Source organism: Pseudomonas sp. GD03842 (assembly GCF_029841165.1).
In the GTDB taxonomy this organism is placed as follows: Bacteria; Pseudomonadota; Gammaproteobacteria; order Pseudomonadales; family Pseudomonadaceae; genus Aquipseudomonas.
The window spans coordinates 45889-61178 of record NZ_JAOCEA010000019.1 but is presented as its reverse complement, the minus strand read 5'-3'; the positions used below and the strand labels follow the sequence as shown (position 1 = coordinate 61178).

Genomic DNA, 15290 nt, shown 5'->3' with positions numbered 1-15290 from the left:
ACATTTGCAACGCACCGCCTTGCAGAGTGACGCCTCCGATTCAGCGACGAACCCGCACCGACTGCAATTCAGCGTCGAACAAACCCCGAACGACGGAGTACTCGATTTCTATCGCGTTGAGCAACTGCCGGATCTGCCCGTCGGACGCCACGATCGGGCTCCTGGACACGTCCTCCAGTTGGTGGCACAGCTGTGCCAGATCGACCGCGCCCATGTTGCTGCAACTGCCCTTGAAACTGTGGGCCATCATGCCGACCTGTTCCATCTGGGCAGCCGAAGAGGCTGAAAAACCAGGACCGAGGATCAACCGGTTCAGATCCCCGACGCGCTGCTCGGAGTCCTTGATGAACACGTCCAACAGCGCCGGGTATTCCCCTTCCATGACGTCGCGCAACGTGCCGAGCACGCCCAGATCCACATGACTTTCCAAGACTTGTTCGCTCCTTGATCAAGAATCGCGGGATTATGCCAGACCCTCCCAAGCGAACTCCACAGACGCGGTCCGACCATCCGTCGACCACTGACAGCGGTCACTGAGCTGCCTGACCAGGCTCAGCCCCCGTCCCGAGAGCTGATTGACCGCGGGCGGCAAGGCCAATACGTGCTCGGCATCAAAACCATTCCCGCTGTCGTGTACCTGCACGATCAGGCGCCCACCCTGAGCTACCGGGATGATCTGGAAGTTGAAGCGGATGAAGCCGTCTTTCAGATTGCCCAACCGCTCGCCCCGCTGCTGGTAATACAGGGCAAAACCCGCTGCGTCCTGTTTGAGCGACGAATCCAGACCCAACACGCCGTGCTCCAGCGCATTGCTGTACAGCTCGGCCATCACCGTGTACAGCTCGCCGCTCTGCTGCCGCAGGCCGTGCACTTCCTGCAGCAACTGCAGCAGGTAGGGCAAGGGGTTGAACCGTTTGAGGGTCGAGGCGCGGAATTCAAAACTGGCGGACCAGTCCAGCGGGCTCGAATCCCCACTGTCGCTGTAAATGACCGAGGGAGGGCCCAATGCCTCGGGCTCGGTGAAGCCCACTTCGACCATGCTCACGTCATCACGGGCTTGGCCACGAAAACGTGCCAGCGCCCATTGCACTTCTTCCATCAGCAACGCCGGGTTGCGATTGGAGACGAAGACGTTCTGCAGGCGCCGCGCGCCGAACATTTCGCCGCTGTCGTCGGTGCTGTCCACGACCCCGTCGGACAGCAGAAACACACGGTCCCCCTCGGCAAAGGGGTAAACCTGCGTGTTGTCATCGAAACTGCCGGCACTCAACACCCCCAACGGCAGGTGCGATGACACCAGCGGCGTATGCGGACGGCCATCGGCGTGAAGCAAATAACCGTCCGGCAACCCTCCATTCCAGACCTCGACGTGCTGCTGTTTGAAATTCACGCAAATCAACGCGGCGCAGCAGAACATGTCCACCGGCAGAATGCGTTTGAGCTTGGCGTTCATTTCCCGCAGGGTTTCCGGCAGCCCGTAACCTTTGGCGGTCATGCCGTAGAAGACTTCCGCCAAGGGCATGGCGCCGACGGCAGCCGGCAGCCCATGGCCGGTGAAATCGCCCAGCAACAGGTGCATGTTGCCGGAGGGCGCCCAGGCCGCCAGCAACAGATCGCCGTTGAACAGCGCATAAGGTGATTGCAGGTAGCGAATGTTCGGAGCGCTCAGGCACCCGGAATGGGCGATCTGGTCGAATACCGCTTTGGCGACCCGCTGTTCGTTGAGCAGGTATTTGTGGTGCCGGGCAATCAGGTCACGCTGCTGGAGCACGGTTTCCTGGAGCAGCCGCAGGCGGTTCATCGCATTGATCTTTGCCGCCAGCACCACTTGGTTATAGGGCTTGGCGACGAAATCATCGCCCCCGGCATCCAGGCAGCGGGCGAGCGCCTCGCCCTCGGTCAGCGACGTCAGAAAGATGATGGGCACCAGTGCCTCGCCGGCCAGCTCCTTGATACGGCGTGCGGCTTCAAAGCCGTCCATGACGGGCATCAAGGCGTCCAGCAGGATCAATTGGGGGCTATTGCGCTCGAAAACCGCTACGGCTTCTGCACCGTCGCACGCCGTCAGGACTTCATGGCCCTGACGACTGATAATGGCCGACAGCAGCATTCGATCACTGGCATTGTCATCGGCGATGAGGATCTTCAATCGCTCAGGCGGCGCAGTGTCCACCATCAGCCGATATGGAAAAGCTTGGCGAAATTGGAGATGGCGAGAATCTTGACCACGTCCGCGCTGCAGTTTTCAAGACGCACGTCAGCGCGATCACCGCCAGCGTGGTCACGCAGCAACAGCAGCATGCCCAGTGCCGAACTGTCGAGGTAGTTGGTTTCTTTCAGATCGATCACGTAGCGCTTGGCCTGGGTTTCTTTTTCGTAGGCTCCGCGAAAATCCTGGTGAGTGGAAAAGTCGAAACGTCCCTTGATCTTGATGGTCAGTTGCTGCCCGTCGGGGGCACGCTCGGAGGTTACTGACATAGGCAAATCCCTTAAGTAAAACAGCGCCGGACGGGTGAAGTTTTAGCACCGGTTCAGCGGCGCGGCAAATGGAAAGATGGTGATCGAGCGGACAGGCTGGGTGGTGGGCGCGGCAGACCTGCGGCCAGCCGCTGATTTAATGGAACCACTGCGCTGCGGCGTGGCTCAAAGCGATATCACAAGAAGGAGAGCGCCACCATGCCCTGGTACGCCTGGTTAATTCTGGTCATTGCAATCGGCTCGATCGTCGGCGGTTTGCTGATGCTCAAGGACTCAGCGAAGAAACTGCCCCTGACTGAAGAACAACTTCGACGCGTCCACGAACGCAACGCCGAGATGGATGCCAAGGAAGCGCGCGATCGCTGATCCTTTCTGCGGGCGACCAGCTCGGTCGCCCGCCTCCCTTGATTCCTTCTATTCCCGGCTCTCCCCTTCATCCAGTGCAACCGCGTGATGGTTGGCTTGCGGCGTCACCGCAATGCGAAAGGGCTGGAAAATCTTGAACATCTGCCCGTTCTCCCGCAGTTGGCGCAAGAGATCGCCGAACTTCTCACCGGAAATCGGTGCATTGGGGCGCAGCAGGGCAAAATGGCGGTAAACCTGATCCACCCGATCCGAGACCAGAAACTGCGGCGCATCCTGCGGGTTGGCGGCGATGAACGTGCTCAGGTACGAGCGGGTAACCAGGGCGATGTCAGCCCGGTCCCGCAGCACCATCGCCAGATTACTGTCGTGGGAATAGGTCAGCGTTGCGTTGTACTGCTCGGCCAGAAACTTGGGATCGGCATTGAAGCCGGCGAACGCGTAGTGATAACCACTGAACAGCGCCAGGCGCTTGCCTTTCAAATCATCGAAATAGCCTTGGGTACGTCCCGCGATACGGTGAGCGACGAAGATCTCCGCATCTTCCAGGCCCATGTCCACATCTTCGTGAGGAATGTCTCTCCACCCCCAGCCCGGGTTCTCGAAAATGGCCATATCGAAACGCTGCTGCTGGAAGTCGCGAAAGCGACGAGGAATCGATGTCGGGACCATTTCGAAGTGATAGTCGCTCTGCATGGCATTGAGCGCCTCCACCATCTGAGGCAGCAGACCGGTGTCTTCGCCGCGCTCGGGGCGAATCGTATAGGGCGGAAAATGGGCCGCCCCAATGCGCACCACCTGCGCCGCACTCGCCTGCCACGCCGCAAGCCCGAAGCTCGTCAGCAGCAGCGTATTCAAAGCCATCCGCACCGGTGTGGACATCAAGACAAGGCACCTCTGGCGAATAGACGAACGCTTAAATTATGCGTTCGCGGACAATTAGACAACGGTCAAATCAACGCAACATCCGCCGTTTGATTCTCTCCCTGATGGCTCGGATGAAGACAGCGCTATCTGTGTTCCCCAGCATGAGCGCGCACTTATCGTCCGGAAAATGGCCGAAATGCAATTCGCTCTTCCTGACTTGCTGCACGAAGAAGTGAGCACTGGATCGCGTAGGCGTCAGTGCAACGTCCGCGCCGCAATTTAAGGCGCGGGCCATCGGCAAGCAAGGACTTGATCGGCATCCGCCGCTCTGTCCGATGAAACGCCGCCCTATGGCCTGAGCGGACATCTGCAGCGAGGAAGCGCAACGCCCGTTGGACGGGTGCGCCTGAATATGGCTACGCTGCATGTCGGTGCCACGGGTTAAGAAATTGGAGTTCGAGATGCCCCATTGGTTGGTGATAGACCTGGAGGCCACCACCGAAGAAGGCGGCTGGCCGGTGGCAGAGATGGAAATCATTGAAATTGGCGCCTGCGTGGTCAACTCGGAGGGTCGGGAAGTCGATCACTTCGAGCGCTTCGTCCGTCCGATGCGCAGGCCCCAATTGACGCCCTTCTGCCGCGAGTTGACCCATATCCAGCAAAGCCAGATCGACGGCGCACAGCCCCTTGCGACGATCTGGCCACAGTTCGAGCGCTGGATGAGCCATCACCGGTCCCGACTGGTGGGCTGGGTCAGTTGGGGGGATTACGATCGCCATCAGTTCGAACAAGCGTGGCAGCAGCATGATGTGATCAGCGAGCTGAGCACCTTGCCGCACATCAATCTCAAACAGCGCTTCGCTCACGCCCGCCAACTGCAAAAGCCTTGTGGCCTCAACACGGCATTGCAACTGGCGGGCATGCACTTCAACGGGCAGCAACACCGCGCCTTGAACGATGCAAGAAATACCGCACGCTTGCTCCCGCTGGTGATGCCAGGCTGACAAGACGCCTTCATGAAAGCGGATGACGGTCTTTTGTCCGTTGGGCATACTGTCCGACCTTTTTCAGCCCTTCCAAGGAGATCTGCCATGTTCAAGGTCAACGAGTATTTCGACGGCACCGTGAAGTCCATCGCTTTCCAGCAGGCCGAGGGTCCGGCGACCATCGGTGTCATGGCGCCGGGGAAATACAATTTCGGAACCGCTGACCGGGAAATCATGCACATCGTTTCCGGCTCGCTGAAGGTGCTGCTGCCAGGCGCGGCGGATTGGGAAACCTTCACCGCTGGCGATCAGTTCCGTGTTCCGGCGAACAGCAAGTTCGATCTGGAAGTCAGCGTGGAAACCGCCTACCTGTGCGAGTACCGCAAGGACTGATCCGGACTGAAAGGCCGCGCCACATCTGGCTTGCTCGCCACGGGTCTCGACGCACCTGCGTCAGCCTGTCAACGCGAGCAAGCCCTCTCCTTCATCGTTCAGCGCTCACCCCCTCCTGCATTGAATTGCAACGCCGCCAGCCGCGCATACAGCGGATTGCTGGCGATCAGTTGCGCGTGGGTCCCCACGGCCATCAGCTTGCCCTGATCCATCACGGCGATCCGGTCCGCGTTCTGCACCGTGGCCAGACGATGCGCGATGACCAGCGTGGTACGCCCCTTCATCAACGTGGGCAAGGCCTGCTGGATCAAGTGTTCGCTTTGCGCATCCAGGGCGCTGGTCGCTTCGTCCAACAGGAGGATGGGCGCATCGGTCAGCACCGCTCGCGCAATCGCCAAGCGTTGCCGCTGTCCCCCCGACAACCCCATGCCGCCGTCGCCCAGGTGCGTCTGGTACCCCTGCGGTAACCGCTCGATGAATTCATGGGCGTGTGCAATGTGCGCCGCTGCCACGACCTGCTCCTCGGTGGCTTGGGGGTTGCCATAGCGGATGTTGTCCTCGACGGTGCCGAAGAACAGCGCAGGCGTCTGCGAAACCCAGGCAAAACAGCGGCGCAGATCCAGCGGGTCAAGGCGGTCGGCAGGGATTCCGTCGATCAGCACACTTCCGCGCTGCGGGTCGTAGAAACGCAGCAACAAGTCGAACAGCGTCGATTTTCCGGCTCCGGAAGGCCCGACCAACGCAAGGGTTTCTCCCGCCTCGATGGTCAGGCTGAGCCCGTCGATGGCCGGCCGCTCGGGTCTCGATGGATAAGCGAAGTGGATGCCTTCCAGCGCCAGCCGGCCGCTGACGCGCTCAGGCAGCGCAAGTCTGCCATCGATCGGCGGCGTGATGTCGCTGCGGGCCTGCAACAGCTCGGTGATGCGTTCGGCAGCCCCCGCCGCGCGCTGCAGTTCACCGATGACTTCACTGAGGGTGCCAAACGCACTGCCCACGATAAGGCTGTAAAACACGAAGGCGGCCAGCTCGCCGCCCGTGATGCGCCCGGCGATCACATCCATGCCACCGACCCAGAGCATCACCCCCACGGCGCCAAGAACCAGCACGATGACCACGGTGATCAACCAGGAGCGTTGAAGGATACGTTTGCGCGCCGTGTCGAACGCGCCTTCAGCCGTCAGCGCGAAACGCAGGCGGTCCTGTTCTTGGTGGTTGTAGGCCTGGACAGTCTTGATCTGACCGAGCGCTTCGGAAACATAACTGCCCACGTCGGCGACCCGGTCCTGGCTTTCCCGCGAAAGGCTGCGGACCCGGCGTCCGAATATCAGGATCGGCGCCACCACCAGCGGCAATGCCACCACAACGATACTGGTCAGCTTGGGGTTGGTGAAGAACAGCAGAATGACCCCGCCGATCACCATCAGCACATTGCGCAGGAACATCGACAGCGACGATCCGATCACCGACTGCAGCAGCGTGGTATCGGCCGTCAGGCGCGACTGAATTTCCGAGCTGCGGTTGCGCTCGTAAAAACCGGGGTGCAGGCTGACCAAGTGATCGAACACTTCTTTGCGCAGATCCGCCACCACCCGCTCGCCAATCCATGACACCAGATAGAAGCGCGTGAACGTGCCCACCGCCAGCGCGAGCACCAATGCCATGAACAGCGCGATGCTCTGGTTGAGCAATGTCGGAGATCGGGTCAGAAACCCTTGGTCCACCATCAACCGAATGCCCTGCCCCATCGACAAGGTAATGGCCGCTGTTACGATCAGTGCCAACAGCGCGCCGACAGCCTGTTTGCGGTACGGTGCGATCAGACGCGACGCCAGCCGAATGGCATGGCGCTGCCGTCCGGAAAACAATGAAGCCATGAAATGCACCTGCAAGACGAGTCGAGGGCCAGAGCCTACACCGTCCTCCGCCGGTGCGCTCGTCGTCTCGCGATGAACTCGGGAGTACCCGACCGGTCAGGTACAGTGTGTCCACCTGTTATGACCTTAGGGTCTGTATGAAACGTTTTGAAGCGAAGGTAAGGCAAGGCGAAAACAGCCGAGGAAGCGGAGTTTACAGGCTGTAAATGAGCCTTCGGAGGCTGGGTTCAACGCAGCATCGCCAAGTATCAAGGCTTTTCATATAGAGCCTAGCAAGGGACGGTTAGAGTGGAACGGTCTAACGGCGGGGTAGCGATTCACCCCCTCTTCTGTTGGACTGTAAGAGCGCTTGACGCGTCCAGGGAAGTCACGGCGCATTCATCAAGCGTGGGTAGATTGAAGCGCACAACCTGATGAGGAGACAGGCCATGAGCTTGCACAATAGCAGCAATCAAGAAGCCGTCGTACGGCCCCAGCCCGAGTCCCAACTGGGCGGTGCCATTCTCGATGAGCACGGCAATCAGATCCTGATTACTGAAGAAATGGTTCAGGCCGCGTGTCAGGAATGCGAAAAGTACTGGGTCACACCTGAAAAACAAGACTGATGAACAGATTCACTTGAAACCCGGCCCGCGCGCCGGGTTTTTTATGGCCGCTCGCTTCTCCCGCACCTTCCATCTTCGGCGCGGGCGGTGCACGGGGACGTCTCTTGCGACAAGGTCAGCGCCTGCGCCGGAATACCGGCACTCGTCAAACCGTACGAGCGCCCAGGGCGTGCACGATCCGACGCAAAGCCTGCGCGTCGCCCTCCACCTTTACCCGCAGCCCCTCGATCTCCCGGCGCGGCGGGTATTGTTTGCGCAAGGCGTCGAAGGCCTGACGTTGAGTCGCGAGGTCGCCGACGAGGCTGCGACGAAAGTCCGCATCGTCCCGGCGCGGATCGTAGACCCCGCGACAAAGCATGTTCAGTGCCCAGGTCGGGTCGGTCGCGGCGTCGAGCCAAACCTGCGCCAGCCATGGACGAGGGAGCAGTGCTTCGAGGCGGATCGTCGGCGACTGCCCAAGGTACGCACACAGCGCCTGGTAGATCTGCTCGGTACCGCGCTGGCGACCGTCCAGGCTGTACCCGGCAATGTGCGGCGTACCGATGACGCACAACTCGGCCAGCGCCGGATCGACGGTCGGTTCCTCTTCCCAGACATCCAGCACGGCTTGCAGGTCTTCGCGGTCCAGCAGGACCTCGCGCAGCGCCCTGTTGTCCACGATCGGCCCACGGGCGGCATTGATCAGCCAGGTCCCTCGCCTGAGTTGCCGCAGGCGCGCGTCGTCGAACAGGTGCCAGGTCGGCAGATCACCGCCCTTGCTCAGGGGGGTGTGCAGACTGATGACGTCGCAGCGGGCAATGATCTCTTCGAGACTGACGAAGTCGCCGCCCTCTGTGGCCTGGCGCGGCGGATCGCACACCAGCACGTTCCAGCCCAGCCCCCGCAACACCGTGATCAGGCGTCCCCCGACCTGGCCGGCGCCGATCACTCCGTAGGTACGCTGACCGAGTTCGACGCCTTCGATTTCAGCAAGGGTCAACAGGCTGCCAAGCACGTAATCCACGACGCCACGAGCATTGCAGCCAGGTGCGCTGGACCATTGAATGCCGGCTTCATGCAAGTAACCGAGGTCCAGGTGATCGGTGCCGATGGTGCAGGTGCCGACGAAGCGCACCGACGAGCCTTCCAGCAGCGCCCGATTGACCGGGGTGACCGAGCGCACCAACAGCACGTCGGCGTCGGCCACCGCCTGGCGGTCCAGGGTCCGCCCCGGATAGCGGCGAATATCGCCAAAGCCGGAAAAGAACGCGTCGAGCAGTGGAATGTTTTCGTCAGCAACTATGCGCATGGTGGGCTCCCTGAAGTCGCGGCAGTGTAGGCGTTGACGCAGGCGGGAGCCAGTGCCGAGGCGGATGGCGCGAGCGATTCAGGCGAGCTTCTTGCGAATCCAGTAGAGGTAAACCCCCTCCGCTGCCTGTTTGTCGACCAGTTCGTGATCGAGAAAGACACAGAATTTGGGAATATCGCGCTGGGTCGACGGGTCCGTGGCGATGACCTTGAGCAGCCCGCCTGCGGGAAGGTCTCGCACCTTCTGGTGCAGCATCATCACGGGTTCGGGGCAGTTGAGGCCCGTGGCGTCGAGAACGGCGTCAACGGCAAGGCTTTCGATGGAATCAGTCATGAGGCACTCCGGAAACTGGCGGGCATTGTCGCTCAATTGAGCGCACGCGCCAATCGCTACCCGGAACGCGGTAGGCGCGCGAAGCACGTCAAAAGGCTTCGTGGCGAGGCAAACGCTGGGACAGCTCGTCCAGGAGCTTTTGTTCGCGCTTGTCTTCCACGGCGCGCGCTTCATCGATATAGCGCTGCACCAGCTTGCGCAAGCCTTCGACCCGCGCGTAGGCCTTCTGCCATTCGCCACGGGCTTTGTTGAGGTTGTTCTGGTGCCAATTGAGGCTTTGCCGCTGTTGACTGACGGCCGTCTCCAGCTGGTTCAGGAAGCGCTGGTAATTCATCAACCATTGCCCCGACACCCCGTGAGTGCCTTTGTCGATCCACTGCTGCTGGTAGTCACTGCGAAACTTTTCCAATTCCGCCAGCTTGCTTTCGGCCAGCCGGACCTGACCCTGGAAATGCCCCAGACGCTGCGCAGCGGTCTTCTCGGCCTTCTCGGCCATGTCCACCACGGGCGCCAGGCGGCCAGCACGGGTCTGCGCCATGGCTTATCAACCCCCGCCTTGAGGGTTGAAGATCTTCGCCAGTTGGGCCTCGCTGCTCTGCATGCTCTCATTGTCATGCAACCCCTGACGCAGGTATTGAACGAGCTGAGGCTGCAGGTTGATCGCCAGATCGGTTTCGCGATCGCCACCGGCGACGTAGGCACCGACGCTGATCAAGTCACGGCTCTGCTGATAGCGGGACCACAGTTGCTTGAAATACTGCGCCTGCACCATGTGCTGCGGATCGACCACAGACGGCATGACCCGACTGATCGAGGCCTCGATGTCGATGGCGGGGTAATGCCCCTCCTCGGCCAGGCGTCGGGACAGCACGATGTGGCCGTCGAGCACGCCCCGCGCCGAGTCGGCGATCGGGTCCTGCTGGTCGTCGCCTTCGGACAGTACCGTGTAGAAGGCCGTGATCGAGCCACCGCCCTTTTCCGCATTCCCGGCGCGCTCCACCAGTTTCGGCAGTTTGGCAAACACGGACGGCGGGTAACCCTTGGTGGCCGGCGGCTCGCCAATGGCTAACGCGATCTCCCGCTGGGCCTGGGCAAAACGGGTCAACGAATCCATGAGCAACAGAACGTTCTTGCCCTTGTCGCGAAAATATTCGGCGATCCGGGTGCAATACATGGCCGCCCGCAAGCGCATCAACGGTGCGTCGTCCGCTGGCGAGGCCACCACTACCGAGCGCTTGAGGCCTTCCTCACCCAGAATGTGCTCGATGAATTCCTTCACCTCACGCCCCCGCTCGCCGATCAGCCCGACGACGATGATGTCGGCCTCGGTGAAGCGGGTCATCATGCCCAACAGAACGGATTTACCTACGCCGGTACCGGCGAACAGGCCCAGACGCTGGCCCCGGCCGACCGTCAGTAAACCGTTGATGCAGCGAATACCCACATCCAGCGGCTGGCTAATGGGGTCGCGCTTGAGCGGGTTGATGGTCGGGCCGTCCAGCGGCACCCAGTCTTCGGCTTTCATGCCGCCTTTGCCGTCCAACGGGCGACCGGCACCGTCAAGCACCCGCCCCAGCATGGTCATGCCCATGGGCAAGCGGCCAGTGTCCGGCAGCGGCACCACGCGAGCACCTGGCGCGATGCCGGCGACGCTGCCAACGGGCATCAGGAAGACCTTGCCCCCCGCGAACCCCATGACCTCGGCTTCGACCTCCACCGGGTGGTGGCTGTCATCGTTGATCACCACACAACGGCTGCCCATGGCGGCCCGCAGGCCTTCGGCTTCGAGGGTCAAACCGACCATGCGCAACAAGCGCCCCTCCACCACCGGTTGCACCGGTAGGCGGATGGCGTCGGGGTAAGTGCTCAGCCGCTTGCCGAAGCTGGTGCGTTCAAGACGCATCGGACGCATCCGATGATTTGTTCAGCGCGCTTTCGGCGCTCTTGATCGCCGCTTCCAGGTCGACACTCACATCTGGGATGGCCGGATGCAGCGCCTGCTCGTGGAGCTGATCGAACATTTTGGCGATGGCCACGCTCAAGCGGGTTTCCACCGAAGCGTCGATACGGCTGTGCTCCGTTTCCACCCGGCAACCGCCCGGCTGCAGGGTGTCGTCTTCGAGAATGCGCCAGTTTTCTTCATGGCGGTCACGCAGCGCCTTGACCTGTGCGAAGTCCTGCGAATTGACCAGGATGCGGACGTTATTGGCGCCCATCGGCAACAGGCGCAGTGCATCCTGCAGGACTTTGCCGATCTGACTGGAATCGGTCTTGAGCTCGCGCTGAATCACTTCTCGCGCCAGGTGCTCGACCAGTTGGATCACGGATTTCTCAATCTGCGCGTCCTGATCGGCAATGGGCTCGAACAGATGACTCATCAGGGTTTCGAGGCTTTCCAGCTTGGCAGTCAAGGCAACCTCGGCCTCTTGGCGTACCTTGAGCTGGGTGCTGTGGAAGCCCTCTTTTTCGCCGATGGCAAACCCTTCGTTGTAGGCGTCCTGACGGATGCTCTCCAGTTCTTCGAGGGTGAGCGGCTGCACTTCTTCCAGCGGGACTTCTTCGCTTTCGGCAGGTTCCGGCTCTTCGACCTCAGGCTCGGGTTCCGGCTCCACGTGAGGATCGAAACTGGGCAATGTCCAGACGTCGATCCCGCGCAGATCCTTGGCCCTGATGAGCTCGCTGGGTGGTTCTTTATCGGAGCTGAACATCGACTACCTACTCTTAAATCATTTCCTCGCCACCTTTGCCGCCGAGAACGATTTCCCCGGCCTCCGCCATACGACGGGCAATGGTGAGGATCTCTTTCTGTGCAGCTTCCACGTCGCTGACCCGCACGGGGCCTTTGGCTTCGAGGTCGTCGCGCAGCAGTTCGGCGGCACGTTTGGACATGTTCTTGAAAATCTTTTCCTTGATGGCGTCGTCGGAGCCCTTGAGCGCCAGCACCAACACATCGGAAGAGACTTCGCGCAGCAATGCCTGGATGCCGCGGTCGTCGACGTCGGACAGGTTGTTGAAGACGAACATGAGGTCTTCGATCTGCGTCGACAGGTCTTCGTCCACTTCGCGGATGGAGTCCATGAGCTGGCCTTCGATCGAACTGTCGAGGAAGTTCATGATGTCCGCGGCACGCTTGATGCCACCCAGGGTGGTACGCGATGTGTTGGCGTTGCCCGAGAACTGCTTCTCCAGGATCTGGTTCAATTCTTTCAAGGCCGCTGGCTGGACCGTGTTCAACGACGAGACGCGCAGGATGATGTCCAGACGCACCTTGTGGTCGAAATGGCTCAGCACTTCACCTGCCTGGTCCGCGTCGAGGTACGCCACGACGATGGCCTGGATCTGCGGGTGCTCATAGCGGATGACGTCCGCGACAGCACGCGGTTCCATCCACTTGAGGCTGTCCAGACCACTGGTATTGCCTCCCAGCAGGATGCGGTCGATCAGGCCGTTGGCTTTGTCCTCACCCAGGGCCTGGGTCAGCATTTTGCGAATGTAGCCATCGGAGCCGATGCCCACGCCGGTCTGGTCGCCGATGACGTCGACGAACTCGCTCATCACCTGCTCGACCTGTTCGCGGTGCACATTGCGCATCTGCGCCATGGCCACACCGACGCGCTGGACCTCCTTGGGGCCCATGTGGCGCAACACTTGCGCCGCGTCAGTCTCACCCAGGGTGAGGAGCAGGATCGCAGCCTTGTCAACGCGGGTCAGTTTGACCGCAGCAGCACGATTATCACTCATCTGTGTTGATCCACTCTTTTACGACCTGAGCCACACGTGCCGGGTCTTCAGCCACCAGGCCCTTGATTGCGTTGAGCTGCGCGTCATAACCCTCGCTCGGGCTCGGCAACAGAATGCTTTGCGGACCGCCAAGGCTCACGCGGTCGTTGGCCAATTCGCCGTCCATGCCGACCATGCCGCCGAGCTCGACGTCACCGTCCACCTGTTTGCTTTTCGGGTTGGTGATGTTGTTCAGCACCGGACGCAGCACGCCGAACACCAGCACCAGGATGAAGATCACACCCATCGCCTGTTTGACGATGTCCCAGAACCAAGGCTGCGAATAGAACGGGATGTCCGGAATCACTTCGCCACGGTCGGTGGAGAATGGCACGTTGATCACGCTCACGCTGTCGCCGCGGGCGGCATCGAAGCCGACGGCGTCCTGCACCAGCCGAGTGAAACGTGCCAGTTGTTCGGCGGTCCACGGAACGGTTGTGGTTTCGCCGTTGGCCGGGTTGACCTTGACCTGGTCGTCCACCACTACCGCAACCGATAGGCGATTGATCTTGCCCTGCTGCTGTTTGGTGTGGCTGATGGAACGGTCCAGCTCGAAGTTCTTGGTCGACTGGTTGCGCTTGTCCGATGGGTACGGCGCGAGCATCGGCTGGCCAGTGGCCGGGTCCATGATCTGTTGACCGTTGGCATCGAGCAACGGCTGACCCGGCGCGACGGGACCGGCAGCGCCAGCCGCACCGGCGCCGGTGGTTTGCGGCGCAGTGGCCGGGCCTGGCGGCTGGTTGCTCAAAGCCCCGGGCACGCCTTGCGGACCGCTGCTGCTGGAGCGTTGCTCGGTGGTGGTCTGTTCGCTGCGCAGCGCAGGCTGGTCAGGGTTGAAGCTTTCGGCAGTCGACTCCACGGCACTGAAATCGACATCCGCCGACACTTCGGCCTTGTAGCGGTCGTTGCCCAACACCGGTTGCAGGATATTCTGCACGCGCTGGGTCAGCATGCTTTCCATGCGACGGGTGTAGTCGAATTGTTTGCCTGCCATGGTCAGCTCGGAGTTTTCCGCCTGATCGGACAGCAGGTTGCCTTTCTGATCGACCACGGTGACCTGGGACTTGGTCAGTTCAGGCACGCTGGTCGCGACCAGGTTGATAATGGCCATGACCTGGCCCGGCTCCAGGCTGCGACCGGCATACAGCTCAACCAGCACGGATGCACTTGGCTTGCGGTCGTCGCGGACGAACACCGAGCTTTTCGGAATCGCCAAGTGAACGCGGGCGGCCTTGATGTTGTTCAACGAGGAAATGGTGCGCGCCAGTTCGCCTTCCAGGCCACGACGGTAGCGGGTGGCTTCCATGAATTGGCTGGTGCCCAGGCCTTGATCCTTGTCCAGAATCTCGAACCCGACATTGCCATCGCTCTGGGCGATACCGGCGCCGGCCAATTTGATGCGGGCGCGGGCGAGGTCGTCGGATTTGACCAGCAGCGCGCCGGAATTCGGCTCTACGGTGTAAGGGATGTCGGCCTGCGCCAGGGTGTCCATCACCTGCTTGGTGTCCATGCCGGACAGGCTGCCATACAGCGGCTTGTAATCCGGCTGCTGCGACCAAAGCACGACGGCAAAACCAATCGCCACGCTGGCAGCCAGACCGACCATGAGGCCGACCTGACGCAGCATGGTCATCTCGGAAAGATTTTGCAGGAACGCCAGACCGAACATCGGCGGCTTGCTTCCTGTCGCGCCCGCTTTGGCAGGCACGTTATCGGCGACGGCTTCAGCCATGACTTAAATCGTCCTCAAACCGGCATTTGCATGATGTCTTGGTACGCCTGAACCAGCTTGTTGCGTACCTGGGTCAGCGCCTGAAACGAAACGCTGGCTTTCTGCGAGGCAATCATCACGTCCGTGAGGTCAACACCGCTCTTGCCCATTTCAAAAGCCGTCGACAACTGGTTCGACGCCTGTTGGGTATCGTTCACTTTATTGACAGCCATACCGAGCATGTCGGAAAAGCTCGTTGCACCGGTCTGCTCGGGAGCGTTCACAGCCTTGGGCATGGCCATGGCGTCCATCTGCATGGCACGCATGTCCAACATCAAGCGATTAAATTCAACACCTTGGCTCATGACTTCTCTCTCAAAAAGGCCGCAAATTTTTGACACCGATTCAGCGGTTATCCATGTAGTAGCAACAACGGTGCCAGACCAATAGCGGCACAGTGCCACCTTTTCATTAAAGTATTGGCGTGTTAGCACGAAGGGCATGCGACATGAACACAGGGGCGCGCGACAGCGCCCACTCTCGCTACCGAACAGCCGCCGCGCAGGCATCTGACGGGTTGCATCGTGGCGAGCTCACGCTTGAGGATTCGAT

Annotated in this window: 17 protein-coding genes; 4 read left to right on the top strand and 13 right to left on the bottom strand. The window is 60.9% G+C overall.

Annotated features, from left to right (window positions below; translation table 11 throughout):
- Window positions 1-40: 40 nt before the first annotated feature.
- Genes N5D61_RS22900 through N5D61_RS22890 form a run of 3 tightly spaced genes read right to left on the bottom strand, consistent with a single transcriptional unit; the run spans window position 41 to window position 2478 of the window.
- Window positions 41-430: an Hpt domain-containing protein gene (locus N5D61_RS22900; RefSeq protein WP_108240134.1), complete on the bottom strand. Its 390-nt coding sequence runs from the start codon at window positions 428-430 to the stop codon at window positions 41-43.
- 33 nt (window positions 431-463) lie between these two features.
- Complete coding sequence (locus tag N5D61_RS22895; RefSeq protein WP_108240133.1) at window positions 464-2176, bottom strand: fused response regulator/phosphatase; 1713 nt, start codon at window positions 2174-2176, stop codon at window positions 464-466.
- Entirely contained in the window at window positions 2176-2478 is a 303-nt protein-coding gene (locus tag N5D61_RS22890) for an STAS domain-containing protein (protein ID WP_108240132.1), read from the bottom strand. Before N5D61_RS22890 ends, N5D61_RS22895 begins: the two co-directional genes overlap by 1 nt.
- 198 nt (window positions 2479-2676) lie before the next feature.
- On the opposite strand from N5D61_RS22890, the gene N5D61_RS22885 reads away from it, so the two are divergent.
- Window positions 2677-2844: a DUF2897 family protein gene (locus tag N5D61_RS22885; RefSeq protein WP_108240131.1), complete on the top strand. Its 168-nt coding sequence runs from the start codon at window positions 2677-2679 to the stop codon at window positions 2842-2844.
- Between the two features lie 48 nt (window positions 2845-2892).
- Here the strand turns inward: N5D61_RS22885 and N5D61_RS22880 are convergent, their stop codons facing one another.
- Complete coding sequence (locus tag N5D61_RS22880) at window positions 2893-3723, bottom strand: amino acid ABC transporter substrate-binding protein (protein ID WP_108240130.1); 831 nt, start codon at window positions 3721-3723, stop codon at window positions 2893-2895.
- A gap of 446 nt (window positions 3724-4169) precedes the next feature.
- On the opposite strand from N5D61_RS22880, the gene N5D61_RS22875 reads away from it, so the two are divergent.
- Both N5D61_RS22875 and N5D61_RS22870 read left to right on the top strand, forming a co-directional pair.
- On the top strand, window positions 4170-4712 hold the full coding sequence (locus tag N5D61_RS22875; RefSeq protein WP_279894303.1) for an exonuclease domain-containing protein: 543 nt from the start codon (window positions 4170-4172) through the stop codon (window positions 4710-4712).
- Window positions 4713-4799: 87 nt separating this feature from the next.
- On the top strand, window positions 4800-5087 hold the full coding sequence (locus tag N5D61_RS22870; RefSeq protein WP_279894302.1) for a pyrimidine/purine nucleoside phosphorylase: 288 nt from the start codon (window positions 4800-4802) through the stop codon (window positions 5085-5087).
- 98 nt (window positions 5088-5185) lie between these two features.
- Here the strand turns inward: N5D61_RS22870 and N5D61_RS22865 are convergent, their stop codons facing one another.
- Window positions 5186-6961 carry an ABC transporter transmembrane domain-containing protein gene (locus N5D61_RS22865; RefSeq protein ID WP_279894301.1) on the bottom strand — a complete coding sequence of 592 codons (1776 nt, stop codon included), beginning with the start codon at window positions 6959-6961 and terminating at the stop codon, window positions 5186-5188.
- Window positions 6962-7389: 428 nt separating this feature from the next.
- Here N5D61_RS22865 and N5D61_RS22860 point away from each other — a divergent pair, with 428 nt between their 5' ends.
- Complete coding sequence (locus tag N5D61_RS22860) at window positions 7390-7566, top strand: PA1571 family protein (protein ID WP_177411129.1); 177 nt, start codon at window positions 7390-7392, stop codon at window positions 7564-7566.
- 145 nt (window positions 7567-7711) lie between these two features.
- On the opposite strand, the gene pdxB is transcribed toward N5D61_RS22860, so the two are convergent.
- The 8 genes from pdxB to fliE all read right to left on the bottom strand — a co-directional run bounded on the left by pdxB (window position 7712) and on the right by fliE (window position 15043).
- Window positions 7712-8854, bottom strand: a complete 1143-nt coding sequence (pdxB, locus tag N5D61_RS22855; protein ID WP_279894300.1) for a 4-phosphoerythronate dehydrogenase PdxB — start codon at window positions 8852-8854, stop codon at window positions 7712-7714.
- 78 nt (window positions 8855-8932) lie between these two features.
- The gene (gene tusA / locus N5D61_RS22850; RefSeq protein WP_279894299.1) at window positions 8933-9187 is read right to left on the bottom strand and encodes a sulfurtransferase TusA; all 255 of its coding nucleotides are present in this window, start codon (window positions 9185-9187) and stop codon (window positions 8933-8935) included.
- A gap of 88 nt (window positions 9188-9275) precedes the next feature.
- Window positions 9276-9725, bottom strand: a complete 450-nt coding sequence (gene fliJ, locus N5D61_RS22845; protein WP_108240123.1) for a flagellar export protein FliJ — start codon at window positions 9723-9725, stop codon at window positions 9276-9278.
- A 6-nt stretch (window positions 9726-9731) separates the two neighbouring features.
- Window positions 9732-11090, bottom strand: coding sequence for a flagellar protein export ATPase FliI (fliI, locus tag N5D61_RS22840; RefSeq protein ID WP_108240169.1), 1359 nt, complete (start codon window positions 11088-11090; stop codon window positions 9732-9734).
- Window positions 11080-11895, bottom strand: coding sequence for a flagellar assembly protein FliH (gene fliH / locus N5D61_RS22835; protein ID WP_279894298.1), 816 nt, complete (start codon window positions 11893-11895; stop codon window positions 11080-11082). Before fliH ends, fliI begins: the two co-directional genes overlap by 11 nt.
- Before the next feature lie 13 nt (window positions 11896-11908).
- Window positions 11909-12928, bottom strand: a complete 1020-nt coding sequence (fliG, locus tag N5D61_RS22830; protein WP_108240121.1) for a flagellar motor switch protein FliG — start codon at window positions 12926-12928, stop codon at window positions 11909-11911.
- The gene (fliF, locus tag N5D61_RS22825; RefSeq protein ID WP_279894297.1) at window positions 12921-14699 is read right to left on the bottom strand and encodes a flagellar basal-body MS-ring/collar protein FliF; all 1779 of its coding nucleotides are present in this window, start codon (window positions 14697-14699) and stop codon (window positions 12921-12923) included. Before fliF ends, fliG begins: the two co-directional genes overlap by 8 nt.
- A 14-nt stretch (window positions 14700-14713) precedes the next feature.
- Window positions 14714-15043, bottom strand: a complete 330-nt coding sequence (gene fliE, locus N5D61_RS22820; RefSeq protein ID WP_108240119.1) for a flagellar hook-basal body complex protein FliE — start codon at window positions 15041-15043, stop codon at window positions 14714-14716.
- Between the last annotated feature and the right edge of the window lie 247 nt (window positions 15044-15290).